Genomic DNA, 24706 nt, shown 5'->3' with positions numbered 1-24706 from the left:
GGCAATGACTGATCCGTCCATGCAAAGTTCATGGCCGTTTGCCCGCAGCGGCAGCCAGTCGGGCCGGGGGAACTCATGCCGGCGGGGCTACCTCACACATGACGACAGGGCTGAGAAGGCCCGTTCATTGGACCTGGCAGGAGTACCCACCATGCAGAGTGCACAAACTGGCAACGACATCCGTACCGAACGCCTGATCGAGTGGCTGCGCGATGCCCATGCGATGGAGGCGCAGGCCGAAACCATGCTGAAAAAGCAGGCCAGCCGCATCGAGCATTACCCCGAACTCAAGGCGCGCATCGAGCAGCACATTGGCGAAACGCAGAACCAGGCCAGGTTGATCGAGGGCTGCCTGCAGCGCTACGACAAGTCCTATTCCGGCTTCAAGGATCTCGGCGGCAAGATGATGGCGATGGGGCAGGCCATGGGCGGGATGATGCTCAATGACGAGATCGTCAAGGGCGTCCTGATGGGATATGTCTTCGAGAATCTCGAAATCGCGTCCTACAAGGTACTTATCGCCGCGGCGCAGGCGGTGGGCGACCAGCAGACCCAGGAAGTCTGCGAACGCATCCTGGTGGAGGAAATCGCCATGGCCGACTGGCTGCGCGATCACCTCGCCGAGCTGACCCAGGCCTACCTGACCCGCGCCATGGAGCCGAAGGTCGAAGCCAAGCGTTGAGTACAGCCTCCAGGACCCGAGCCGCCGCCCGTTGAGAAAACCTACTCCAAGGCGCCAAGGCGCTCGGGTTCGGCCGCGATGCTGCCCCGGGTCGCATACATCTCGATGCGCAGCTCCTGGGCCAGCCGCACCAGATTGGCGGCGTCGCGGCACTGATCGTAGGAAATGCCGAGGACGGTCAGTTCTTCGTTGCGGCAGGGTTCGCGATACAGACGTACGCTGAGCGAGCTATCCGGCTCCGTACGACATTCACACTGATAGGGGCGCAGGTAGGTGTGCAGAATCGCTTCGATCTTGAACAGTGGAAGACGCGTGCTCATAAATCCTCCCTAAAAGTTTGGAGGTGACTGAGGCGCAGCGACATCCTGCGCACCACCGATTTCCCGCCACCCTCCAACCGTAGCAGTCCCTGGCCGGTTGTAAATTGCGTCATATGGCCGCTCAGCGGATTAAATCCGCAGGGGCGGTCCAAGGCCTTCGGTGCCGCCGCCATTCATCGGAACGCAGCAACGGCCGGGGCGGCAGGCGTCCTGAACTCATGCCAGTGCAGGATGATCGAAATAAGAACGCAGCCATGCGGTCTTCGGTGGGCACCGGGTGGCTCGAACGATCCGTCCGCCACGCCAGACGGAGGACGACCATGGCCCTCGACGAATACCAGCGCATGCGCGATTTCGCCGCCACGCCCGAACCGGCGGGCGGCAAACCACGACGCAAGCGGGGCAAGGCGGCGCACGCACTGCAGTACTGCATCCAGAAGCACGACGCCACGCGCCTGCATTACGACTTTCGCCTGGAACTCGATGGCACGCTGAAAAGCTGGGCTATTCCCAAGGGGCCGAGTCTCGATCCCGGCGTCCGCCGCCTGGCCGTGCATGTCGAGGATCACCCGCTGGACTATGCCTCCTTCGAGGGGCACATCCCGGAGGGGCACTACGGCGCCGGCGACGTGATCGTCTGGGACCGCGGCGTATGGATACCGCAAGGCGATGCGCACGAGGGGTATCGCAAGGGCAAGCTCAAGTTCACCCTGCAAGGCGAGAAGCTCGCCGGCAGCTGGAACCTGGTACGCACGCGCATGGACGGCAAGAAGGAGCAGTGGTTCCTGATCAAGTCCCGCGACGAGGCGGCACGCGAGGAGAGCGAATACGACGTCGTCGCCGCGCAGCCGCACAGCGTGCTCAGCGACCGTACCCTGGTGCCGCGCAAGCGCGGTGCGGCGAGTGCGGCGAAGGCGGGGACCGAGCAAACGCCGCCCAGGCCGGTGGCACGCCCGGCCAAGGCTCGCCCCAAGAAACAGGACGTCTCGCTACAGGGGGCGAAACCGGCAGCCTTGCCCGACAGCCTGAAGCCGCAGCTGGCGACGCTGGTCGACTCGGTGCCCGACGGCGACTGGCGCTACGAGATCAAGTTCGACGGCTACCGCATCGTCGCGCGCATCGACTCGGGCAAGGTGCGGCTGTTCACCCGCAATGGCCATGACTGGACGGCGAAGATGCCGCAGCAGGCCGCGGCGCTGGCCGGCCTGGGCCTGGAGTCGGCCTGGCTCGATGGCGAGATCGTGGTGCCGAACGAGGAGGGCACGCCGGACTTCCAGGCGCTGCAGAATGCTTTCGAAGCCGGGCGCAGCGGTAATATCCTCTACTACCTGTTCGACCTGCCCTACCTGAATGGCATGGACCTGCGCGAAGTCCCGCTGGAGCAGCGCCGCGCCGCGTTGCGCGAAGTGCTGGAACGCAACGACAGCGACCTGCTGCGCTTTTCCGAGGACTTCTCCGAGCAACCGGACAGCATTCTCGAAAGCGCCTGCCAGATGAAACTCGAGGGGCTGATCGGCAAGCGCGCCGGCAGCACCTACACGTCGCGCCGCAGCAGCAGCTGGGTCAAGATCAAGTGCAGCAATCGCCAGGAGTTCATCATCGTCGGCTACACCCAGCCCAAGGGCACGCGAACCGGCTTCGGTGCGCTGCTGCTGGGGCTGCACGACGAGCACGGCGAGCTGCGCTACGCCGGCAAGGTCGGCACGGGCTTCAACCATGCCACCCTGCAGAGCCTGCACAAACAGCTGAAGCAGCTGGAAACCGGACGCAGTCCGCTGGCCAAGGCGCCGCCCGCCGCCGACGTGCGCGGTGCGCAGTGGCTCAGGCCCGAGCTGATGTGCGAGGTCGCCTATGCCGAGATGACCCGGCAAGGCGTCATCCGCCATTCGGTCTTCCACGGCCTGCGCACGGACAAGCCGGCCAAGGCGATCACCCGCGAGCGGGCCAGGCCGGTTGGCAACGGCACGCCGGCACGCCCCGAGCGCGAGAAGGCCGATCCGCTCGGGAACGGTCGGATCAGGATTTCCAACCCCCAGCGGATCATCGATCCGGCCAGCGGTACGACCAAGATCGAGCTGGCACGCTTCTATGCCCGCGTCGCGCCCTGGGCACTTCCGCAGCTACGCGCCCGCCCGTTGGCGCTGGTGCGTGCCCCGGAAGGCATCGAAGGCGAACTGTTCTTCCAGAAGCACGCCGACAAGCTGGCCATCCCGCACATGACCCAGCTCGATCCGGCGCTCGATCCCGAGCATGGCGCGCTGCTGGTGATCGACAGCGCCGAAGCGCTGGTCGGCGCGGCGCAGATGGGTACCATCGAACTGCATACCTGGAACGCCGTGGCGCCGGCGCTGGACCATCCCGACCGCTTCGTGCTCGACCTCGACCCCGACCCCGCGCTGCCGTGGAAACGGATGGTCGAAGCTACCCAGCTGACGCAGACCCTGCTGGACGAGATCGGCCTGGATTCCTTCCTCAAGACCAGCGGCGGCAAGGGCATGCACATCATCGTGCCGCTCAAGGCGGTGCACGGCTGGGGCGAGGTGAAGACCTTCAGCCACGCCGTTGCCAAGTACCTGGCCAAGCTGCTGCCCGGCCATTTCTCGGCGGTCAGCGGGCCGAAAAATCGCGTGGGGCGCATCTTCATCGACTACCTGCGCAACAGCCGCGGCGCCAGTACCGTTGCTGCCTATTCGGTGCGGGCGCGGGCGGGCCTGCCGGTTTCCGTGCCGATCCATCGCGAGGAGCTGGGTGAGCTGAAAGGCGCCAACCTCTGGACCGTGGGCAACCTGTTCGAACGGCTGCAGGAGCTGGGCGACGACGATCCCTGGGCGGGGATCGGGCAGGTGCAGCAGACGCTCAGCGAACGGATGCGCGAGCGCCTGGGCCTGTAGGAAGAGGCTGGCCGGCGCAACGCATGCACCGGCCGCGAGGGGTTAGAAGTTGCTGCAGTCGGTGCCTTGGCGCAGGTAGGTGGTTTCGCGGGTTGCGCCGGTGGAATCGACGTAGGTCATCTTGGCCTCGACCACTTCACAGCCGCCGGCGGGAACCTCCAGTGAAACCACCTGCGCGATATCCAGGCGGTCACCATAGCGGTACGGAGTCGGTTCGTCCGCGGCGGACGCCCATTGTGCGCAGAGCGCCAGGCTGGCGATCCAGATCAGTTTGTTCATCATGACCTCCACAACGCCTGCGGAGCGTGGCGCCTGGGGCGCCCGGCCGGAGGCTCGAAACGGCGCCCGCACGGCTGGCAGGCACCAGGGAATAAACGAGGCTGCCACGAGGGAGAGCAGCCAGAAGGTGACAAGGCATGCGGTCGAAGGAGCGGCCGACCGGATGCCGGAGCGGAACTGACCCACTGCTCATTGCCACTGAATAAAGTGTAGGACGGCCCGGCAACGTGAAAAACAGCGCTGCCGGTGATGAACCTTTACCGGCGGCGCAACAATCCACTCAGGCCCAGTGTTCGGGGTTTTGCAGGACCTCGTGGTAATTGCGAAAGGCCCGGGGCAGCTCTCGCTGGAGGAATTCCACCCAGGTCTTGATCTTCGCGTCGAGAAAGCGCCTCGAAGGGTAGAGCGCATGGATGGTCTTCTCCTGCAGGCGGAACTGCGGCAGCAACCGCACCAGGCTGCCCCGCTGCAATGCCGGCGCGGCGACGTAATCGGGCAGCAGGCATATGCCCATGCCGGCCTCGGCGGCGCTGGCCATGGCCTCGGCGACGTTGACCCTGAAGGTTTCGCCGGGACGAATCGTTTCGTCGACGCCGTCAGCGAGGAAATGCCAGTCGTCGACGAACACCGGATCGGCCAGCCGCAGGCAGCGGTGCCGATGCAGGGCGGACGGCGTTCGCGGGGTGCCGTGCTGCTGCAGGTAGGCCGGTGCGGCGCAGACTACGCTGAACACCGTGCCCAACCGCTGGGCGATCAGCTCGGAATCGGGCAGCTCGCGGGACAGGGTGATGATGACGTCCAGGTTCGCTTCGAGCAGATCCGGCTGGCATTGCGACAGCGCCAGGTCCAGGCTGACCTGCGGATAGCGTTCGTTGTAGCGCCCGGCCAGGCTGGACAGCAGCTGGATGCCCAGGCCGGTGGTCGAATGCACGCGCAAGCGCCCCCGCGGCGTCAGGTGCGCACCGCTCGCTTCCAGCCGCGCCAACTCCACCTGCGCGAGGATCTCCCGGCACTGCTCGAGAAATCGTGCTCCGGCCTCGGTGAGTGCGAGGCGCCGCGTGGTGCGGTGCAGCAGCCGGGCCTGCAGGTGGTTTTCCAGTTCCGCGACCAGCCGGGAAACCTGCGCCGTGGACATGGCCGACTGCACCGCCGCCGCGGTGAAGCTGCCAGCATCGACCACCCGCACGAATACCCGCATCGCTTGCAGCATGTCCATCTATCGTTACCTCTCGGGTCATGATGCGCCGGCCAGCGTACGCCGGGCCGGCAACGCCGTTCAGTGCTCTCGCTGTGGCAGCGCCCCGCGGGCGCCGCCTTGCCAACCGCCGCCGAGGGCGAGGAACAGGTCCACCTGGTCCTGCGACAGCCGTGCCTGGGAAGCCGCCAGCGCCGCTTCGGCGGAGGCCAGGGTGCGTTCGGCATCCAGGCTGTCGAGATAGGCCAGGCGGCCTTCCTGGTACAGCAGCCGCGTATGGTCCGCCGCGAGGCGGGCGGCCTCGCGGGCATCGTGCAGCGCCTGGCTGCGTTGCAGGTCGTGGGCATAGCGACTGAGCAGGGTCTGGGTTTCGCGCAGCGCCTCGAGCACCGTGCCGTCGAAGCGGGCAAGCGCCGCATCGGCCCCGGCCTGCATGGCGCGCACCCGCGCGCGGTCGACCCTGGTCGGGAAGTGCCAGGCGATGGCCGGACCGAATGCCCAGCGCCGGGTTACCGGATCGCCCATGTGTTCGAGCATGCCGGTGAAGCCCGCCGAGGCGCCGAGATTGATTTGCGGGTACATCATCGCGGTGGCGACCCCGATATCCGCCGTGGCCGCGGCGAGCATGCGCTCGGCGGCGCGAATGTCCGGGCGGCGCTTGAGCAGGGCGGCGCCATCGCCGACCGGAATCGGCTGTTCCAGCTGCGGCGCACGGTTGCAGGCGGCGACCGACTCCGGCAGGTCGCCAGGGGTACGGGCGAGCAGGGCCGCGAGCTGATACAGCGCGGCCGATCTCTTCGCCTCGAAGGGCGGCAGCTCGGCGCGCAAGGTCTCGACCTGCGCCTGCGCGCGGGCCACATCCACTTCATTACCACGCCCCGCGCCGAGCAGGCGCTCGGCCACGTCCAGCTGCCGCTCCTGGATCGTCAGCGAGCGTGCGGCAATCGTCAGTTGGTTGTGGGCATGGCACGCCTGGCATAGTTGCGCACCACCTGCGCGACCACGGTGATGCGCGCGGCATCCAGCGCCGCGGCGCTGGCATCGGCGTTGGCGCCGGCGGCTTCGGCGGCACGCCTGAGCTTGCCGAACAGGTCGAGTTGATAGCCGACGGCGAGCCCTGCATCGGCGAGGTTCATCACCGGCAGTTTCTCCTGCAGGGCCAGCGCCTCGCTGGACAGCTGGCCGCGTGCGAGCGAGCCATTGCCGCCGAGCTCGATCTCCTGGGCATGATGCGCCATCTGGAAGCCTTCGTAGGCACGGCGCAGGTTGTGATAGGCCAGGCGCACATCGGTATTGCGGGTCAGCGTCTCGCGCACCAGGCGCTCGAGCAGGGGGTCGTCATACAGCTGCCACCAGTCGTCGGGCAGCGGCGCCTGTTCGACCCAGGCGTTGCCGGCCAGGTCGAACGGCGCCTGCGCTCGGCGCGCCGGATCGCGGCATCGTCGGGTAGGCGGTAGTCAGGGCCGACCGGGGCACAGGCCGCGAGTACGCCGGCCAGGACGAGCAGCGGCATATGAAGGTAGCGGCTCATGGCGTGGCCGGCTTCGTTGCGGCGGCAGGCCAGGGCAGGACCGACAGCGTTGCGGTGCGCCCGACGACCAGGCGGATGTCGGTCTGCTGGCCGTCGTCGAGCACCACTCGCACCGGAATCCGCTGGGCCAGGCGCACCCAGTTGAAGCTGGGATCGATGTTGGGCAGCAGCGACTTGCCGCGCGCGCGATCGCGATCCTCGATACCGGCGGCGATGCTCTGCACATGGCCGCGTAGGTGCTGGGATTCGCCCATTACCCTGATTTCCACCGGCTGGCCGATGTCGATGGCGTGCAGCTTGGTCTCCTCGAAGTAGCCTTCGACACGCAGCGAGCGGGTATCGACGATCGACAGCACCGGCGTACCGGTCTTCACGTAGTCGCCGACGCGCATGGTCTGGTCGCTGAGATAGCCGTCCACCGGGCTGCGCACGGTGGTGCGTTCGAGGTTCAGGCGGGCCACGCCGAGGGCCGCCTCGGCAGTGGCCAGTGCGGCTTCGGCGCGTTTGACCCGGGTGTCGCCTATCTCCACGGTCTCGGCGGCGATCAGGTCCTTCAGCACGCGGTTGCGTTTGGCCTCGCGCCGCGCCTGCTCCAGCTGGGCCTGGCGCTCCAGCAACGCGGCCCGGGCTTCGGCGACCGCGAGCTCGAAGCGTGCCCGGTCGATCACGAACAGCACCTGGCCACGCTCGACCTTCTGGTTGTCACGCACGTGCAGTTCGGTCACCAGCCCGGAAACGTCGGGCGCGACCTGGATGATGTCGGCGTGCACATGGCCGTCGCGCGTCCACGGTGCCTCCATGTAGTAGTCCCACAGGTGCAGGCTGACGACGACGGCGATGGCTACGGCCAGCAGGGTCAGCACCACGGAGCCGGCGGCGGGTATCCATTTCTTCACGATTCACATCCGGGGCATGAGGTTGGACAGGGCGCCCAGCAGCAGAACGTACAGGGCGAGGTTGAACAGCGGCGGATGCCAGACCCAGCGATAGAAGCCAGGTGCTCCAGGACCATGCCGAGCAGGCCCTTGAGCAGGTAGGCGGCGAGCATCGGCACCAGCAGCAGGGGTACGTAAACGCCGTAGAGATTCAGGTGTCCGGTCATATGCAAGCTCCGGCGGGTTCGAGGCCTGCGCCTGGCGGCAGCGGCCGTATGGTTGACGGGGTATCGGGAAACAGCGCCAGGCGCAGGCCGTGCACGGCCCGGCGCGCCTTGCCGGCAACGCGCTCGGGGCGCCCCTGCAGGTACGCCAGGCAGTCGTCCAGTTGGTGCCGCAGGCTGTCTGGCGCAGCTGGCGGATGATGGCTTCGGGCACAGGCCTGGAAATATTCGCGTGCAGCCAGCAGGGCCGGTTGCAACGGCTCCCGGACCGCCGGCGGCAGTCGCAGTCGCTTGAGCTCCAGCAGGCGGAAGCACAGGCGCAGTTCGCGGGTGGCGTCGCGCAGCGCCAGGCCCCGATCGCCCAGCTGGCCGAGACGCGGCAGCAGTTGCGCGGTGCGGTCGATGACGTCGGAGGCAGCCTCGGCATGATCGCCGGCGTTCTTCGCCACCACCAGGCGCGCAAGGCTCAGCCAACCGGCACGGGCCAGCCGACGCGCCGCCCAGTGCATGCCGAATGGCCGGGTCAGCCGCGCCCAGACCAGCGCGAAGATCACGCCCAGGGTGGTGGACAGGGCGATATCGGCGAACAGCGGAAAATCGGCCCGGTAACTGTCTTGGATGGTGATGTTGGAAATGGTCTGTACCGCCAGCACGATCACCGTGCCGGCATACTGCGGCCGCCCGGCGAGGGTGCCGAGCAGCAGCAGGGGCCCGGCCAGCAGCGCGGCCAGGCTGCCGAAGTCGTGCACGTTGGGCATCAGCGCGAACAGGTAGATCCCCCCGGCCACCGACGAGATCACCGTGGCCACCAGGAAGGACTTGATGAACGGCGCCGGATTATCCTGCCCGGCGAAGAAACAGCCGGCCACCGCGGCGATGAATACGGCGCTGTAGCCATGCTCCCAGCCGGAAACGAACCACAACAGGCTGATGCAGAGAATCGAGACCGCCACCGAGCCGGCCGAGATGGCGAGCAGCCCGTAGTCGTAATGCCGTGGCCCGCCGATCAGTTGCCGCGCGCGGTAGCGCAGCGCTGGCGTCCGCTCCGGATGGCCCGTGGCGAACGCCTGGCGCAGGCTCAGGCAGTCCTGCCAGAGGTCGATCAACGCCCGTAGATGCGCCAGGCCGCCGGCGATCGTCAGGGCATGCTCGGGATGGGTATCGCCGAGCCAGGTCTCCAGCTGCCGGCTGCGCAGCTGCAAGTGGCGGGCGCTGAACTGCGCGGCGTCGCCCTGGATCCAGCCATCGACGAGCTGCAGATGCTCTTCCAGCTCCGGCAGCATTCCGCCCGATTCGCGCTGCAGGCGGCGCAGCGAATCGCCGACGGACATCAGCTGCGGGGCCAGCATCGCCATGCGCGCACGAAATTCGCGGGCATGGCGCGCGGGCAGGGCGCTGCGACTGTCGTAGCCGAGGTGGACGATCATCCGTCCAGGCCCATCACATCCAGCAGCAGCCGATGCAGCTCGCCATGTTCGGCGTCGCCGAGGTGGCGGGTCGCGAGCAGGCGGCCGATCGCGGCACGGCCATCGCGCAGCAGCATGTCCATCCGCGCCCCGAGCACCGGCGCGATGCGGCTGGGAAACAGCACGGCATTGACCAGGCTGGCGCAGACGATGCCCAGGAGAATCTCCTCGGAACGCGCCAGCGCCACGTCGAAGATGGTTTGCGGATGGTTCACTTCGCTGAGGCTGATCAGCGGCACCGTGTAGGCGGCCAGCATGAAGATATAGCTGCGCGGGCTGCGGTCGAGCAGCGAGAGGAAGAGCAGGCCGCCAATCCACAGCGCAATGACGATGCTCAGCATCATGGGCTGGTGGGCGAACAGCGGCAGCAGGACCACCGATGCGCCAGCGCCGAACACCGTACCCAGGGCACGGTAGGCCGCCTTCGACCGGGTCGCCCCGGACAAGGGGTGGGATACGATATAGACCGAGGCCATTGCCCAGTAGGGGTTGTCCAGCGGAATCGCCAAGGCGATATAGAGCGCAAGCAAGGCGGCAATCAGCGCTTTGGCGGAAAACAGCCACTCACGCCAGGTCGGCATGTTCATAGGTTTTTCGTTTTTTCGAATTTTTCGAACGCCGTGTCGAAGGCGGGAAAACTGCAAAAGGCGGCACGGCTGCATCACAAGTTGTTACATTTAACGCGAAAATGATGTGACGATTCGAACAAGCATCAGGACGATTCGATCAATCAGACAACCACGTCAGGGGCACGATGAAACGCATCCCCAATTACGCGCTGTACGGCGAAAACGCGTTGCCGCCCTGGCACGATCTGCTGCACTTCGAATGGATCAACGAACGCAGCGAGCTGCACAAGCAGGAGATCAAGCCGCATCAGCACGACTCGCTGCTGCAGGTGGTGTACATCCGCAGCGGCGAAGGCGAGGTTTCGCTGGAGAACAGCCGCATGACCTACCGCGCGCCGAGCCTGGTACTGCTGCCGTGCCGCACGGTGCACGCCTTCAAGAACAGCCACGACACCAACGGCACGGTGATCACCGCGGCGCAGCGCCCGCTGGAATCCATGGCGCGCATCGTCTCCCACGAACTGCTGGGCTGATGCGCCGCCCCAGCGTGTTCGCGCTGCCCTGGCAGGCCGATGGCAGCGAGCCGATCTGGCCGCTGATCATGCTCATCCAGCAAGAGGCCAACAGCCATGAGCGCGGCAGCGTGGCCGCCGGGCATGCCTTGCTGCTCGCGTTGCTGGTGCGTATTGCGCGACTGGGCCAGCCTGCCGCCATGCCGCGTGCGGGCAATCCCCGGCGTTCGGCATTGCTGGGCCAGTTCCGCGAACTGGTGGACGAGCATTTCCGCCGGCACTGGCCGCTGGGACGTTACGCGGAGTCGCTCGGCATCACGCCAACCACGCTGGGGCGAATCTGCCGTGACGAGCTGGGCGAGCCACCGACGGCGATTATCAACGAACGCATCGTCCGCGAGGCCCAGCGACAGCTGGCGTACACGGAGCTGGAGATCAAGCAGATCGCCCATGAGCTGGGCTTCGCCGACAGCGCCTATTTCAGCCGTTTTTTCCGCAAGCAGGCCGGACTCAAGCCCCGTGAATTCCGCCTGGCTTTCCAGCAGGCCCTGCCGGCGCGGCCCTAGAATGATCCTGTCGCGAATGGCGCCATGGCGGAGCCGGCCGTCACTTGGTTGCGGCGTTTTTCGAGAGCCGCCCGTCTGAGGATAGAGTTCATACGAAACGGAGGGGCCCGATGGACAATGTTGACCTCGACGTGCTGCGCACGGTGCTGGCCTGGCGGCGTGCGGGCAGGGCGGTCAGGCTGTACACCGTGGTACAGACCTGGGGCAGTGCGCCACGCCAGCCCGGTTCGATGCTCGCCCTGCGCGACGATGGCGTGGTGATCGGTTCGGTATCCGGCGGCTGCATCGAGGATGACCTGATCCGGCGCCAGGCCGCGGGCCTGCCCGACGAACAGGGCGCGGTCAGGCTGATCAGCTACGGCGTGAGCCGCGAAGAGGCGGCGCGATTCGGGCTGCCCTGCGGCGGGACGCTGCGGCTGGCCGAAGAGCGGATCGAGGACAGCGGCTGGGTCGAGACGCTGGTGGCGCGCTGTGCGCAACAACTGCTCAGCGTTCGCCAGCTGGACATCGCATCCGGGCGCAGCAGGCTGGGCGAGGCCGGGCCGGAGGATGCGTTCGCCTTCGATGGCAGCACCCTGCGTACCGTCTATGGCCCGCGTTGGCGGATGATGTTGATCGGGGCAGGGCAGGTTTCGCGCTACGCGGCGGAGATCGCCCTGTTGCTGGGGTTCGAGGTGCTGGTCTGCGACCCGCGTAGCGAATTTTCCGCAGAATGGGACGACGGCCGCGTGACCTTCGTGGCCGGCATGCCGGACGACGCCGTGCTCGACATCCATCCGGACGCGCGTACCGCCATCGTCACCCTCACGCATGATCCTCGGCTGGACGACATGGCGCTGTTGGCCGCGCTGAAATCCGAGGCCTTCTACGTCGGCGCCCTGGGCTCGAAACAGACCACCGAGCGCCGGCGCGGCTACCTGAGCGAACTCGGCCTGTCGCCGGATGAGATCGGCCGCTTGCACGGGCCGATCGGCCTCCACATCGGCAGTCATGCACCCGCCGAGATAGCCCTGTCATTGATGGCCCAGGTGGTGGCGCTGAAGAACGGCGTAGCGGCCTGACACCGAAAGTGCAGACGATGTGCCGGGTGCGTTCGCCATTCCCTTCTATAGTGTTTGGCTGAAGCTTCGATAGCACCCCGTTCAATCGGAGGCAACACTTCATGATCACGCTCAATATCAATGGCCAGGACAAGTCCGTCGACGTCGCGCCCGACACGCCGCTGCTGTGGGTACTGCGCGATACGTTGCAGCTCACGGGGACCAAGTACGGATGTGGCATGTCGCTGTGCGGGGCCTGCACCGTGCATATGAACGGACAGGCGGTGCGCTCCTGTAGCACGCCGGTTTCCGCGGCAGCCGAGGCGAAGATCGTCACCATCGAAGGCGTCGGCGAGGGCGCGGCAGGCAAGGCGGTGCAGCAGGCCTGGCAGGCACTCGATGTCGTGCAATGCGGCTATTGCCAGTCCGGGCAGATCATGAGCGCCGCCGCCTTGCTGGAGGGCAACCGCTCGCCCTCGGACAGCGATATCGACCAGGCGATGGGTGGCAACCTCTGCCGCTGCGCGACCTACGTGCGCATACGCGCCGCCATTCACGAAGCAGCCAGGTCGCTGGCCTGACGCACGAGGTGAACCTATGACCCGGTCCATCGAGAACCACAGCCGCCGGCGTTTCCTGAAGGGCGCGGCAGGCCTGACGCTGGCGATCTACTTTCCCTGGTCCTTCGCGCAGGACGCGCAGAAGCAGGCCGCAAGTGCGACCTTCGAGCCCAACGCCTTTCTACGGATCGGCGAGGACGACAGCGTCACCGTGATCGCCAAGCACCTGGAAATGGGGCAGGGGACCTATACCGGCCTCGCCACCATCGTCGCCGAGGAGCTGGACGCGGACTGGTCGCAGGTACGCGTGCAAAGCGCACCCGCCGACGCCAGCCGCTACAACAACCTTCAGTGGGGCCCGATGCAGGGCACCGGTGGCAGCAGCGCCATCGCCAATTCCTGGGAACAGCTGCGCCAGGCCGGCGCCACGGCCCGGGCGATGCTGGTGGCCGCCGCGGCGCAGCGTTGGCAGGTGCCGGCGGAATCGATCACGGTGGCGGAGGGCGTGCTCCGCCATCCGCCATCGGGCCGGCAGGCGCGCTTCGGCGAGCTGGCCGGCGCTGCCGCCGAGCAGGCGGTGCCGGAGCAGGTGCGGCTCAAGGAGCCGAGCGAATTCAAGCTGATCGGCCAACGCATTGCCCGCAAGGATTCGCCGGAAAAGATCAATGGCAGCGCCATCTATACCCAGGATATTCATCTGCCCGACATGCTGACGGCGGTCGTGGCTCATCCACCGCGATTCGGTGCGCTGGTAGCGTCCTTCGACCCCGCGCCGGCGCTCGCCATCGACGGGGTGGTCGAGGTGGTGGAGATTCCCAACGGCGTGGCGGTGCTCGCCCGCGATACCTGGACGGCCAAGCGCGGGCGTGACGCCCTGACCGTCGAATGGGATGAGCGCGCAGCGTTCCGCCTGAGCTCGGCGCAAGCGTTCGAGCGGTTTCGCACGCTGGCCGAAACGCCCGGCACGGTTGCCCGAGAGGAGGGGGACAGCGAGGCGGCACTGGACGGGGCCGCGCATACCCTGGAGGCCGAGTACGACTTTCCCTATCTCGCGCATGCCGCCATGGAACCGATGAACTGTGTGATCCGGCTCGACAGGGAAGGCTGCGAGGCCTGGTTCGGTGCGCAGATACAAACCTACGACCAGGCAATGCTGGCCGGCCTGCTTGGCCTCGAGCCCGAGCAGGTGCGCATCCATACCCTCTACGCCGGCGGCAGTTTCGGGCGCCGCGCCAGCAAGGGCGCCGATTACATCCTGGAAACCGCACACATCGTCAAGGCCATCGACGGCCGGGCGCCGGTGAAGCTGGTGTGGCTGCGCGAGGATGACATGCAGGCCGGCAACTACCGCCCCATGTTCCATCACCGCCTGCGCGCCGGCCTGGATACCCAGGGGCGTCTGGTCGCCTGGCAGCATCGCCTGGTCGGCCAATCCGTCGCCGCCGGTTCGCCGTTCGAGGGGCGATCCAGAACGGCATCGATGCCACTTCGGTGGAGGGTGCGGCGAACCTGCCGTATGCCATCGCCAACATGCGGGTCGACCTTCATACACCGGAGGATATCGCGGTGCCGGTGCAATGGTGGCGGGCGGTGGGCTCCACGCATACCGCATTCTCCACCGAATGCTTCATCGACGAACTGGCCCAGACAGCCGGCCAGGACCCCGTGACCTGGCGCCTGGCCATGCTCGAGGCACATCCGCGTCATGCCGGCGTACTGAAGCTGGCCGCGGAAAAAGCCGGATGGGATCGGCCGCTCGAGCCGGGCAAGGACGGCGAACGCCGCGGCCGCGGCGTGGCGGTACACGAAGCGTTCGGCTCGTTCGTGGCGCAGGTCGCCGAAGTCACCGTGCAGAACGATGGCCGCTACCGTGTCGATCGTGTCGTCTGTGCCGTGGATTGCGGCATCGTGGTCAATCCGGACGTGGTACGGGCCCAGACCGAAGGCGGCGTGGGTTTCGCGCTGTCCGCAGCGATGAGCGAAGCCATCACGTTCACCGATGGCAAGGTGGACCAGTCCAACTTCCATGACTATTCGCCACTGCGTATTGCCGACATGCCAGAGGTCGAAGTGCATCTGGTCCCGTCCACGGCCGCACCAACCGGCATCGGCGAACCCCCGGTCGCACCCTTGGCTCCAGCCGTCGTGAACGCCTTGGCGGCAGCCACCGGCAAACGCGTGCGACGCCTGCCGATCGGCCAGCAGTTGGCGAGTTGAGCGGATTGGGGAATGCAGGACGGCGGTTCCGGCTTTCCAGGCGTAACACTGGTTACTGGTTAGATGGGCGCTTCAGGCAGGTTGATTCGTCGGCCAATCTGAAGCGCCCGTTGTGCCTGTTCGGTTCAGGCGTGACTTCGCATAATCTATATTATGTTAAATTGCGTAGGTGAATGATCGAACGAGCCTTCACTGTCTTTTGCTCCTAGCTGGTTTCAATGCACCTCCACTTCCGGCTCGGATCAGTCCAACATCCTGCGGCGAGCTTCTAGACTGAATTCGTAACCAGTGACAGCCATGCGGAGAATCTGCTGCTGCCGCTGTCTATCGCCTCGCACGATCGATGTTCCGCTCTTTGCCTTGCATCCTTGCCGACATGGGGGCTCAGTGAATATCCAGGACGAGGTGATCGCCTTTCTCTCGCGACCGGATAGCTATGATGCGTCCGGCGAGCCGGTAGAGATCATCGCAACCCATGGCTCGATGATCTTTCTGCACGGCCAGCGGGCGTACAAGCTCAAACGGACCATCGCTTATGCGTCGCTGGATTTTCTCACCCTGGAAAATCGCGAGCGTGCCTGCCGGGCCGAGCTGCGGCTGAACAGGCGTACCGCCCCGGACCTCTACCTGGAGGTACGCCCGATAACCCGGGGAGCTGGCGGTCTGCTGCAGTTCGATAGCGCCGGCCAGGTGGTCGACTGGGTGGTGGTCATGCGTCGTTTTCCCCAGCAGGCCCTGTTCGACCGGATGGCCGAAAAAGGCCTGTTGACGCGGGACTTGATTCGCCGTCTCGGAAGCGAGATCGCACGCTTTCACGCCAGCGCCGAGATCACGCCGCAATTCGGCGGCGCCGAAGGCATTCGCGAGGCGATCGAAACCAATCACGGCGAACTCTGCCAGCATTCACGACAGCTCGACGCCACGGCGATACACGGGCTGTATCGCGAGCAACTGCATGCCCTCGGCAACATGGCCGACCTGCTCGATCAGCGCAGGCGCGACGGCCACGTGCGGCGCTGCCATGGCGACATGCGGTTGGCCAATATCTGCCTGTTCGAAGGCCAACCGACCCTGTTCGACGGCATCGAGTTCAGCGACCGGATCGCCTGCATCGATGTGCTTTACGACCTGGCGTTCGTGCTGGTGGATCTCCGGCACCACGACCTCGCGGCCCTGGCCGACCTCTTGCTGGAGTGCTACCTGGCCCAGACGCAGGAAGAGCTCCTTCCCCTCCCCCTGTTCCTTTCCGTGCGTGCCGCAACGCGCAGTTTCACCCTGGCTGGCAGCTCGCAACGCCAGCACGATCCACGGCTCGCCCGCCACAAGATCGAACAGGCGCGCGCCCTGCTGCAGCGGGCAAACACCTATCTTTCGACGAACGCCACTGTCTGAAACAGGAGCTCCTCATGACCGCCAAGTCGCCCCTGCTGTTCGCCCTGCAAGGCACCCAGGATTATGCCGCGCGCGTTGCCCACCACCTGGGCCTGGAACTCGCAGCACACGAGGAACGCGAATTCGAGGACGGCGAGCACAAGAGCCGTGCGCTGGCCCCGGTAATCGGCCGCGAGGTCGTGGTATTCCATGCCCTGTATGGCGATGGCGAACGCAGCGCCAACGACAAGCTGTGCCGGCTGCTGTTCTTCTGCGGTGCGCTGAAGGATGCCGGTGCGCGCCATGTGCATGTGGTCGCGCCCTATCTCTGCTACGCCCGCAAGGAGCGCCGCACGCAGTTTCAGGACCCGGTCATCACCCACTACGTGGCCAGGCTGTTCGAGGCCTGCTCGGTGGACCGGCTGACTGCCCTGGAGGTGCACAACCTGGCGGCGTTCGATAACGCCTTTCGCATTCCCACCCGTCATGTCGAGAGCGCCGATCTGTTCGCGCAGCACTTCGCCGGGCTGGCTGGCGAGGCCGAACTGGTTGCCGTGTCTCCCGATGCCGGCGGCGCCAAGCGTGCCGAGCAGTTCCGGCGCGCCCTGGAGCAACGCATCCGGCGCGCGGTAGGCAGCGCTACATGGAGAAATACCGCAGCAACGACGTGGTCACCGGCGGCATGCTGATAGGCCAGGTGAAAGGCCGGGTCGCAATCATCGTCGATGACCTGATCAGCACCGGCGGCACCTTGCTGCGCGCCGGAGAGGCCTGCCACAAGGCCGGCGCCCGCCAGATCTATGCGGCAGCCGCCCATGGCCTGTTCACCGGTGGCACCGAACTGCTGGCGAGCCCGCTTTTCGAGCGCATCGTGCTCACCGACAGCGTGCCCCCGTTCCGCCTGCCCCCCGATCTGCACCGCCGGCTGGATATCCTCGACAGCACCGAGCACCTGGCGACGTTGCTGGCCGAAGAATATCCATGTTAGAACCGCGTCGATTCCATGCAGCCATATCCACTACGAGTGCAGCCAAACGCCATCGCAGGGCCTTTGATCGCAATCAACACTCCGGCTGCAGGGCCCGGCTGGCCGCACCCTGTTCGCCGAGCCGGCATGTTATGGTGCGCCCCACCCCACTGGATTCGGAGTTTTCACATGCTGCTTCGCTTATTGGCCGCTGGCGCATTGAGTGGCTTCTGCCTGCATGCCCTCGCACAGGAGCATACCCACGATCATCACGCCGCGGCGCATCAGCCTGCGAGCGACCTGTCCGTCAGCCAGGTCTGGTCACGCGCGATGCCGCCCAGCGCACCGACCGGCGCCATCTATTTCGTCCTGGAAAATCGCGGCGAACAGGAGCGTCACCTGGTCGCCGCGCAGACGCCGCGGGCGGACAAGGCCGAACTGCACATTCACGTGCACGAGGGCGACATGATGAAGATGCAGCAGGTCGAGTCGGTCACGCTGCCCGCCGCTGCCAAGGTGGAATTCAAGCCGGGGGGCAACCACGTGATGCTGTTCGGCCTGAAGCAACCGCTGGTCGCCGGCGAGAGTTTCCCGGTCACGTTGCAATTCGAGAACGGTGACGAACTCACCACCGAGGTGAGCATCGAGGACGAGGCGCCGGCAACCGATGCCGGCGCGCACATGCATCACTGATGCGGCAGGTTCGGTGCGCTACTCGACCAATAGCGCGCCGAACCTGTCTCTTGCCGTCGCAGGCTGCCTTTCGCCAGCGGACCTAGATTGCCGCAGGCGTGCGCATGGTGACAAATTCTTCCGCGGCGGTCGGATGAATGCCCATCGTCTCGTCGAATACCCGCTTGGTAGCTCCCGCCTTCAGCGCCACCGCCAGACCCTGCATGATCTCGCCGGCGTCCGGCCCGGCCATGTGGCAACCCAGCACGCGGTCGGTTTCGGCATCGACCACCAGTTTCATCAGGCTGCGCTCCAGGCTCTCGGTCATGGTCAGTTTCATCGGCCGGAAACGGCTCTCGAAAAGGGTGACCTTGTAGCCCTGCTTGCGCGCCTGCTCTTCCGTCAGGCCGACAGTGGCCAGGTTCGGCAGGCTGAACACCGCCGTGGGGATGGCGGCATAGTCCACCGGGCGATATTCCTCCGGCTTGAACAGGCGCCGGGCCACGGCCATGCCTTCGGCCAGGGCCACCGGGGTCAGTTGCACGCGGCCGATCACATCGCCGATGGCGAGAATCGACGGAACCGAGGTGCGGAATTCGTCATCGACGGCGATATAGCCGCGCTCGTCGAGCGCCACGCCGGCCTTGTCGAGGTCCAGCCCGTCGAGCATCGGGCGGCGGCCGGTGGCGTAGAAGATGCAATCCGCTTCCAGTGTCCGGCCGTCCTTGAGTACCGCCAGCAGGGTGCCGTCGGCTTGCTTGTCGATGCGGGCGATATCGGCGTTGAACTGCAGGTCGACGCCTTTCTTGATCATCTCGTCCTTCAGATGATCGCGCAGCGATCCATCGAAGCCGCGCATGAACAGCTCGCCCCGGTACAGCTGCGTGGTATCGGCGCCGCAACCGTGGAAGATCGAGGCGAATTCCACGGCGATATAGCCACCGCCCACCACCAGCACGCGACGTGGCAACGATTCGAGATAGAAGGCTTCGTTCGAGGTGATGGCATGCTCGCGGCCAGGGATATCCGGGACCTGCGGCCAACCGCCGGTGGCGACGAGGATGTACTCGGCGCTGTACCGCTTGCCGTCGACTTCGACGGTATGGGCGTCCACCAGGCGGGCATGGGCCTGCAGGAGGGTCACGCCGCTGTCGACCAGCAGGTTGCGGTAGATGCCGTTGAGGCGCTGGATTTCCCGGTTCTTGTTGGCGATCAGGGTCTTCCAGTCGAACGTCGCGCCGTCGATCGTCCAGCCATAGCCCTGGGCCTGGCCGATGTCTTCGGCATAGTGGGCGCCATAGACCAGCAGTTTCTTCGGCACGCAACCGACGTTGACGCAGGTACCGCCCAGATAGCGGCTCTCGGCCACGGCCACCCGCGCGCCGAACCCCGCGGCGAAACGCGCGGCACGGACGCCGCCGGAACCCGCACCGATGACGAATAGATCGAAGTCGTAAGCCATGAAATGTTGTCTCCTTCTAGAACCGACAGCATAACCCAGGCCTTCGGCCCGGTTCATCGAAGGAGTGCCACATGCGCCCCACCCTCACCCATCTGGCCCTGCATGTGCCTGATCTGGATGCCTGCATCGCCTTCTATGCCCACTTTTGTGGCATGCATGTGTTTCACGAACGCGCCGGCAAGGGTTCGCGCATCGTCTGGATGGCGGAGCCTGGCAAGGAGCGCGAATTCATTTTCGTGATCATGCCCGGCGGCAAGGACCGCGCCCTGGCCGCGGACGACTACAGCCACTTCGGCTTCGCCCTCGCCAGCCGCGAAGAGGTGGATGCGATCGCCGCCCGGGCGCGCGAGTCCGGTTGCCTGATCTGGGAACCGCGCGACGAGCCCTACCCCGTGGGCTACTACTGCGGCCTGCGTGACCCGGCCGGCAACTATGTCGAATTCAGCTATGGCCAGCCGCTCGGCCCCGGTGCCGAGGATATGCCAGCCCCCTGAAACGACGGGGCCACCCGAAGGTGGCCCCGTGCGGCTCAGAACGCCTTGCCGGTCAGGTAGAAGTTCTCGTAGCAGAAGTTGGTCGCCTCGATGTAGCCCTCGGCGCTACCGCAATCGAAACGCTGGCCCTTGAACTTGTAGGCCAGCACGCAACCATCCTGCGCCTGCTTCATCAGGGCGTCGGTGATCTGGATCTCCCCGCCCTTGCCCGGCTCGGTCTGTTCGATCAGCTCGAAGATGTCCGGGGTGAGGATGTAGCGGCCGATGATCGCCAGGTTGGACGGTGCGTCTTCCGGCTTCGGCTTCTCGACCATGTGGCTGACGCGGAAGATGTCGTCGCGGATCATCTCGCCGGCGATCACGCCGTACTTGCTGGTTTCCTCCGGCGGCACTTCCTGGATGGCCACGATCGAACAACGGAACTGGTTGTACAGCTTGACCATCTGCGCCAGCACCGGATCGCCGTCGATGTTGATGCACAGGTCGTCCGCCAGCACCACGGCGAAAGGCTCGTCGCCGATCAACGGGCGGCCGCTGAGAATGGCATGGCCCAGGCCCTTCATCTCCACCTGGCGGGTATAGGAGAAGCTGCACTCGTCGATCAGGCGCCGGATGCCGACCAGGTATTTCTCCTTGTCGGTGTTGCGGATCTGGTGTTCGAGTTCGTAGCTGATATCGAAGTGATCCTCCAGCGAGCGCTTGCCGCGCCCGGTGACCATCGCGATCTGTGTCAACCCTGCGGCCAGCGCCTCCTCAACCCCGTACTGGATCAGAGGTTTGTTCACCACCGGCAGCATTTCCTTGGGCATGGCTTTGGTTGCGGGAAGAAAACGTGTGCCATATCCGGCAGCAGGAAAAAGGCATTTCTTGATCATGTGAGTCCTTGAGGTAAAGGTTCCAGTCGATGCACTGCCGTGGGACAGACAGCAGCTGCCTTGCGGTGCCGTCCGGCTATATCGGCGTAGAGCCTACGACCATCGTTTTCAAAAGGGGTTCGCCAGGAATCTCTCTGGCAAATGCAGAAACTGTGCCCGCCCCGTCGTGCAATCGATCCCTGCAACCTGACCGGGCGCGGCAACGCTAATCCTCCGCCATCAGCGTGTAAAGCGGTCGCTGCATCGAGGTCTCCCACGGCCTGCGCACCGGCATGGCGAGATACAGGCAGCAGCTCTATCAGCGAAAGATTACGTTTTGGCAACGGCTGTTTCAGTAAAGCCCGAGTCACCGCACGGGCATGGGAACAATGACTGACCTGCGTCAGTAAAACTCTGAATTGCGAGGCGATTGGTCGCCTGGGACGATCCTGCCAAACGTGAAACACATAACATATTGCCATCTCTTCGCCAGTGGCCGATGCATGACCAAAAGCTGATGGAAAGGCCCTTCAAGAACAGGGATATTCGGCCGATATGGCTAAATAACATCACTGCATCCTTACCGCCTGGACAGATGGCAACTACAACAACGACGATGCGCAACGGCATCCACCCCGCGTGGCAGCAGTACTAAGGAACAACATGAACAACAGCTTCGCTTCTCGACAAATGTCCGTACAGACCAAGATCAACCTGGCGCTGGTGCTGGTGTTGGTGGTGATCATGTCCGCTTCGCTGTTCATTGCCGCCAGTACCGAGAAGCGTCTGGTGCTGCAGGTGGTGGAGCAGCAGACCAAGGATGCCGCCGACTCCTATTTCGACAGCATCAACACCATGATGCTGACCGGCACCATGGCCCAACGCGAGGTGCTGCGAAACAAGATTCTCGCCCGCCCCGGGGTCATCGATGCCCGCATCGTGCGCGGCGAGGAAGTCGCCAAGGTCTTTGGCCCTGGTTACGAGCACCAGGCGCCGGCCGACGCACTAGACCGTCGCGCCTTGTCCGGCGAAGCCATCATGGAGGTGACCGAGCAAGGCGGCGGCCGCGTGCTCACGGTCATCAACCCGATCCTCGCCCACACCGACTACCGTGGCACCAATTGCCTGACCTGCCACCAGGTGAAGGAAAACGCCATCATGGGGGCCGTGCGCATCAGCTACGACCTCAAGGCGCTGGACCGGGAAGTCGACCGCAACATCATGATCACCGCCGGCATCCAGCTGTTGCTGCTGATCGTCGGCGTGGTGGTGATGGGCCTGACCGTGCGCCACGTGATCCTGCGCCGCATCAATGCCATGCGCCACACCATGGAAGCCATGACCGAGGATGAAGACCTCAGCCGCAGCGTGGCGATCGGCGCCCAGGACGAAGTCGGCGCCATGGGCCACGCCTTCAACCGGATGATCGGCAAGTTCCGGCACAGCCTCGAAGCAGTCGCCGGCGTCACCCGCCAGCTCAGCGACGTTTCCGGGCGGGTATCGCACGTGGCGGAGAAGACCCTGACCGCGGTCAACGAGCAGCGCAGCGAAACCGACATGGTCGCCTCGGCGATGAACGAGATGAGCGCCACCGTGCAGGAGGTCGCGCGCAACGCCAGCCAGACCGCTACCGCCTCCAGCGGTGCCGATAACGAATCCAGGGCCGGTGTGCAGGTCGCCACCGAGGCGCTCGACGGCATCGAAGTGCTGATTCATGAAATCGAGCGGGCGGCCCAAGTCATCCAGCAGGTCGAACACGACAGCGCCAGCATCGACATGGTACTCGGCGTGATCAACGGCATCGCCGAGCAGACCAACCTGCTGGCCCTGAACGCCGCCATCGAAGCGGCCCGTGCCGGAGAACAGGGCCGCGGCTTCGCCGTGGTGGCCGACGAGGTCCGCACCCTGGCCTCGCGCACGCAGAAGTCCACCGAAGAAATCCAGGCCATGATCGAGCAGCTGCAAGGCGGCGTGCGCAATGCGGTGCAGGCCATGGAAGCGGCGCAACAGCGTGCCCGCGCGGGGTCGCAGTGCGTGGAGAAGGCTGCGCAGAGCCTCAGCGTCATCGCCAACGAAGTCGGCACCATCAACGAGATGAACACCCAGATCGCCACCGCGGCGGAACAGCAAAGCGCCGTGGCCGAAGAGATCAACCGCAACATCACCACCATCAGCCAGATCGCCGATACCACGTCGACGGATGCGACCCAGACCTCGCAGATCAGCGACGAGCTGGTTCATCTCGCGGCGGAGCTGAACCGCCTGGTCGGGCAGTTCAAACTCTGAAAACCAGTGGGACGAAGGCGCATCCGCTTCGTCCCCTTCAGCGCCGCACGCCGGGCCGGTAGCGGGCACGCCCCATACCGGCCATCATTCTTGATCTGAAACAGTCGGCGCACGGCCGCCAATCGGCGATAATCCGTGCCCATGATCGCCGGAACCGGCCCCCCCGAGGGTGATGCCGCGTTTCGTGCCCGACTCCCGAATTCGAAAGGTGAACCGAAACATGGAGCAACTGCCGAGCTTTGACCGGGCCCTGGTCGAGAAATACGACCGCCCGGGTCCGCGCTATACCTCCTACCCTACCGCGCCGCAGTTCCACCAGGCCTTCGCGGTGGACGACTACAAGGCGGCCGCCCGCGCGAGCAACGAAGCCACGCCGCCCAAGCCGCTGTCGGTGTACATCCACATCCCCTTCTGCAAGAGCCTCTGCTACTACTGCGCCTGCAACAAGATCATCACCCACAAGACCGAGCGCGCCGTCGAGTACCTCGAATACCTCAAGCGCGAGATCGCCATGCAGGCCGCGCTGTTCGACCGCTCGCGCAAGCTGACCCAACTACACCTCGGCGGCGGCACCCCGACCTACTTCACCAGCGAACAACTGGCCGACCTGATGGCGACCCTGCACCAGGCGTTCAACCTGGATGACAGCGACAGCCACGAGTTCTCGCTCGAAGTCGACCCGCGCACCGTCACCCCCGAGCAGATCCACGGTCTGCGCAAGCTGGGCTTCAATCGCCTGAGCTTCGGTGTGCAGGATTTCGACGAGCAGGTGCAGATCGCCGTCAACCGCATCCAGACCGAGGAGCAGACCCGCGAGCTGGTCGAGGCGGCACGCGAGGCCAGGTTCAAATCCATCAGCGTCGACCTGATCTACGGGCTGCCGCTGCAGACCGTGGCCAGCTTCGACGCCACGCTGGACAAGATCATCGACATCCGCCCCGACCGCATCGCCGCCTACAGCTACGCGCACCTGCCGGAACTGGTCCGCGCACAGAAGCTGATCCGCCCCGAGGACATGCCGCCGCCGGAGCGCAAGCTGGAACTGCTGGAACTGACCATCCAGCGCCTGACCGCCGCCGGTTACGTCTATATCGGCATGGACCACTTCTCGCTGCCCGACGACGAACTGGCCCTGGCCCGCGCCAACGGCACGCTGCAGCGCAACTTCCAGGGCTATTCCACCCATGCCGACTGCGACCTGATCGGCCTGGGCATTTCCTCCATCGGCAAGGTCGCCAACAGCTACAGCCAGAACGTCAAGGAGCTTTCGCAGTATTACGCGCGCCTCAACGAAGGCCTGCTGCCGGTACAGCGCGGCTACAAGCTGAGCGACGATGACTGCCTGCGCCGCGACGTGATCATCTCGCTGATGTGCCACGGTCGCATCGACTACGCCGAGATCGAGCGCAAGCATGGCATCGTCTTCCGCGACTACTTCGCCGAGTCCCTCGCCAAGCTCGACGAGCATGTCGCCGACGGCCTGGTGGAGCTGCACGACGACGAACTGATCCTGCTCCCGCAGGGACAGCTGATGATGCGCAACGTCGCCATGGCCTTCGACGCCTACCTCGGCGGCGAACAGCGCGGGCGTTTCTCGCGCACCGTCTGACAGCGCGCACAGGGCCGGTTCGCAGCCGGCCCCGTATCGCTGCTCCGCTGATCGCGCAGGGATT

Annotated in this window: 16 protein-coding genes and 6 pseudogenes; 13 read left to right on the top strand and 9 right to left on the bottom strand. The window is 65.4% G+C overall.

What is annotated here, in order from left to right:
- Positions 1 to 151: 151 nt before the first annotated feature.
- Positions 152 to 682 carry a ferritin-like domain-containing protein gene (locus BAY1663_RS03865; protein ID WP_037038078.1) on the top strand — a complete coding sequence of 177 codons (531 nt, stop codon included), beginning with the start codon at positions 152 to 154 and terminating at the stop codon, positions 680 to 682.
- Between the two features lie 41 nt (positions 683 to 723).
- Here the strand turns inward: BAY1663_RS03865 and BAY1663_RS03860 are convergent, their stop codons facing one another.
- Complete coding sequence (locus BAY1663_RS03860) at positions 724 to 1002, bottom strand: DUF1652 domain-containing protein (RefSeq protein ID WP_037038077.1); 279 nt, start codon at positions 1000 to 1002, stop codon at positions 724 to 726.
- Positions 1003 to 1322: 320 nt separating this feature from the next.
- On the opposite strand from BAY1663_RS03860, the gene ligD reads away from it, so the two are divergent.
- Positions 1323 to 3893 carry a DNA ligase D gene (ligD, locus tag BAY1663_RS03855; RefSeq protein ID WP_037038076.1) on the top strand — a complete coding sequence of 857 codons (2571 nt, stop codon included), beginning with the start codon at positions 1323 to 1325 and terminating at the stop codon, positions 3891 to 3893.
- Positions 3894 to 3935: 42 nt separating this feature from the next.
- On the opposite strand, the gene BAY1663_RS03850 is transcribed toward ligD, so the two are convergent.
- The 6 genes and pseudogenes from BAY1663_RS03850 to BAY1663_RS03830 all read right to left on the bottom strand — a co-directional run bounded on the left by BAY1663_RS03850 (position 3936) and on the right by BAY1663_RS03830 (position 10044).
- Positions 3936 to 4172, bottom strand: coding sequence for a DUF2790 domain-containing protein (locus tag BAY1663_RS03850; RefSeq protein WP_037038075.1), 237 nt, complete (start codon positions 4170 to 4172; stop codon positions 3936 to 3938).
- A gap of 280 nt (positions 4173 to 4452) precedes the next feature.
- Positions 4453 to 5388, bottom strand: a complete 936-nt coding sequence (locus tag BAY1663_RS03845; RefSeq protein WP_037038073.1) for a LysR family transcriptional regulator — start codon at positions 5386 to 5388, stop codon at positions 4453 to 4455.
- 60 nt (positions 5389 to 5448) lie between these two features.
- Positions 5449 to 6898, bottom strand: a pseudogene (locus BAY1663_RS03840) (efflux transporter outer membrane subunit).
- Positions 6895 to 7794, bottom strand: a complete 900-nt coding sequence (locus BAY1663_RS03835) for an HlyD family secretion protein (RefSeq protein WP_037038071.1) — start codon at positions 7792 to 7794, stop codon at positions 6895 to 6897. Before BAY1663_RS03835 ends, BAY1663_RS03840 begins: the two are co-directional and overlap by 4 nt.
- 3 nt (positions 7795 to 7797) lie before the next feature.
- Complete coding sequence (locus tag BAY1663_RS25810) at positions 7798 to 7863, bottom strand: hypothetical protein (RefSeq protein ID WP_371257582.1); 66 nt, start codon at positions 7861 to 7863, stop codon at positions 7798 to 7800.
- Between the two features lie 133 nt (positions 7864 to 7996).
- Positions 7997 to 10044, bottom strand: a pseudogene (locus tag BAY1663_RS03830) (FUSC family protein).
- A gap of 173 nt (positions 10045 to 10217) precedes the next feature.
- Here BAY1663_RS03830 and BAY1663_RS25805 point away from each other — a divergent pair.
- From BAY1663_RS25805 to BAY1663_RS03795, 7 genes and pseudogenes are all read left to right on the top strand, one after another.
- Positions 10218 to 11110 (top strand): annotated as a pseudogene (locus tag BAY1663_RS25805) (helix-turn-helix domain-containing protein).
- A gap of 110 nt (positions 11111 to 11220) precedes the next feature.
- A complete protein-coding gene (locus BAY1663_RS03820; RefSeq protein WP_037038069.1) occupies positions 11221 to 12171 on the top strand; it encodes an XdhC family protein in 951 nt (316 codons plus the stop codon).
- Positions 12172 to 12272: 101 nt separating this feature from the next.
- Complete coding sequence (locus tag BAY1663_RS03815; protein ID WP_037038067.1) at positions 12273 to 12731, top strand: (2Fe-2S)-binding protein; 459 nt, start codon at positions 12273 to 12275, stop codon at positions 12729 to 12731.
- A gap of 16 nt (positions 12732 to 12747) precedes the next feature.
- Positions 12748 to 14927 (top strand): annotated as a pseudogene (locus BAY1663_RS03810) (molybdopterin cofactor-binding domain-containing protein).
- A gap of 387 nt (positions 14928 to 15314) precedes the next feature.
- Complete coding sequence (locus tag BAY1663_RS03805) at positions 15315 to 16319, top strand: phosphotransferase (protein ID WP_037038066.1); 1005 nt, start codon at positions 15315 to 15317, stop codon at positions 16317 to 16319.
- 14 nt (positions 16320 to 16333) lie between these two features.
- Positions 16334 to 17286 (top strand): annotated as a pseudogene (locus BAY1663_RS03800) (ribose-phosphate diphosphokinase).
- 168 nt (positions 17287 to 17454) lie between these two features.
- On the top strand, positions 17455 to 17958 hold the full coding sequence (locus BAY1663_RS03795) for a copper chaperone PCu(A)C (protein ID WP_037038064.1): 504 nt from the start codon (positions 17455 to 17457) through the stop codon (positions 17956 to 17958).
- An 82-nt stretch (positions 17959 to 18040) separates the two neighbouring features.
- Here the strand turns inward: BAY1663_RS03795 and gorA are convergent, their stop codons facing one another.
- Positions 18041 to 19399, bottom strand: a complete 1359-nt coding sequence (gorA, locus tag BAY1663_RS03790; RefSeq protein WP_037038063.1) for a glutathione-disulfide reductase — start codon at positions 19397 to 19399, stop codon at positions 18041 to 18043.
- 71 nt (positions 19400 to 19470) lie between these two features.
- On the opposite strand from gorA, the gene BAY1663_RS03785 reads away from it, so the two are divergent.
- Positions 19471 to 19893, top strand: coding sequence for a VOC family protein (locus tag BAY1663_RS03785; RefSeq protein ID WP_037038061.1), 423 nt, complete (start codon positions 19471 to 19473; stop codon positions 19891 to 19893).
- A gap of 35 nt (positions 19894 to 19928) precedes the next feature.
- Here the strand turns inward: BAY1663_RS03785 and galU are convergent, their stop codons facing one another.
- Positions 19929 to 20768 carry a UTP--glucose-1-phosphate uridylyltransferase GalU gene (gene galU, locus BAY1663_RS03780; protein ID WP_037038060.1) on the bottom strand — a complete coding sequence of 280 codons (840 nt, stop codon included), beginning with the start codon at positions 20766 to 20768 and terminating at the stop codon, positions 19929 to 19931.
- 642 nt (positions 20769 to 21410) lie between these two features.
- Between galU and BAY1663_RS25800 the strand changes: the two are divergent.
- From BAY1663_RS25800 to hemN, 3 genes and pseudogenes are all read left to right on the top strand, one after another.
- Positions 21411 to 22169, top strand: a pseudogene (locus BAY1663_RS25800) (HAMP domain-containing protein); the annotation flags it as partial.
- Entirely contained in the window at positions 22149 to 23033 is an 885-nt protein-coding gene (locus BAY1663_RS25795; RefSeq protein WP_371257581.1) for a methyl-accepting chemotaxis protein, read from the top strand. The pseudogene BAY1663_RS25800 and the gene BAY1663_RS25795, both read left to right, overlap by 21 nt.
- Before the next feature lie 220 nt (positions 23034 to 23253).
- Entirely contained in the window at positions 23254 to 24642 is a 1389-nt protein-coding gene (gene hemN / locus BAY1663_RS03770; protein ID WP_037038058.1) for an oxygen-independent coproporphyrinogen III oxidase, read from the top strand.
- The last annotated feature ends 64 nt before the right edge of the window (positions 24643 to 24706 follow it).

The organism is Pseudomonas sp. BAY1663, from assembly GCF_000582595.1.
GTDB lineage: Bacteria > Pseudomonadota > Gammaproteobacteria > Pseudomonadales > Pseudomonadaceae > Stutzerimonas > Stutzerimonas stutzeri_AF.
This window is presented reverse-complemented; position numbering and strand designations above follow the sequence as displayed.

Excerpts from the sequence above, each read along its gene's own strand:
- ligD (WP_037038076.1), top strand. The coding sequence starts at position 1,323 with ATGGCCCTCGACGAATACCAGCGCATGCGCGATTTCGCCGCCACGCCC.
- BAY1663_RS03795 (WP_037038064.1), top strand. The coding sequence starts at position 17,455 with ATGCTGCTTCGCTTATTGGCCGCTGGCGCATTGAGTGGCTTCTGCCTG.
- gorA (WP_037038063.1), bottom strand. The coding sequence starts at position 19,399 with ATGGCTTACGACTTCGATCTATTCGTCATCGGTGCGGGTTCCGGCGGC.
- hemN (WP_037038058.1), top strand. The coding sequence starts at position 23,254 with ATGGAGCAACTGCCGAGCTTTGACCGGGCCCTGGTCGAGAAATACGAC.
- BAY1663_RS03850 (WP_037038075.1), bottom strand. The coding sequence starts at position 4,172 with ATGAACAAACTGATCTGGATCGCCAGCCTGGCGCTCTGCGCACAATGG.
- BAY1663_RS25795 (WP_371257581.1), top strand. The coding sequence starts at position 22,149 with ATGGGCCACGCCTTCAACCGGATGATCGGCAAGTTCCGGCACAGCCTC.
- BAY1663_RS03860 (WP_037038077.1), bottom strand. The coding sequence starts at position 1,002 with ATGAGCACGCGTCTTCCACTGTTCAAGATCGAAGCGATTCTGCACACC.
- BAY1663_RS03815 (WP_037038067.1), top strand. The coding sequence starts at position 12,273 with ATGATCACGCTCAATATCAATGGCCAGGACAAGTCCGTCGACGTCGCG.
- BAY1663_RS03845 (WP_037038073.1), bottom strand. The coding sequence starts at position 5,388 with ATGGACATGCTGCAAGCGATGCGGGTATTCGTGCGGGTGGTCGATGCT.
- galU (WP_037038060.1), bottom strand. The coding sequence starts at position 20,768 with ATGATCAAGAAATGCCTTTTTCCTGCTGCCGGATATGGCACACGTTTT.
- BAY1663_RS03820 (WP_037038069.1), top strand. The coding sequence starts at position 11,221 with ATGGACAATGTTGACCTCGACGTGCTGCGCACGGTGCTGGCCTGGCGG.
- BAY1663_RS03865 (WP_037038078.1), top strand. The coding sequence starts at position 152 with ATGCAGAGTGCACAAACTGGCAACGACATCCGTACCGAACGCCTGATC.
- BAY1663_RS03785 (WP_037038061.1), top strand. The coding sequence starts at position 19,471 with ATGCGCCCCACCCTCACCCATCTGGCCCTGCATGTGCCTGATCTGGAT.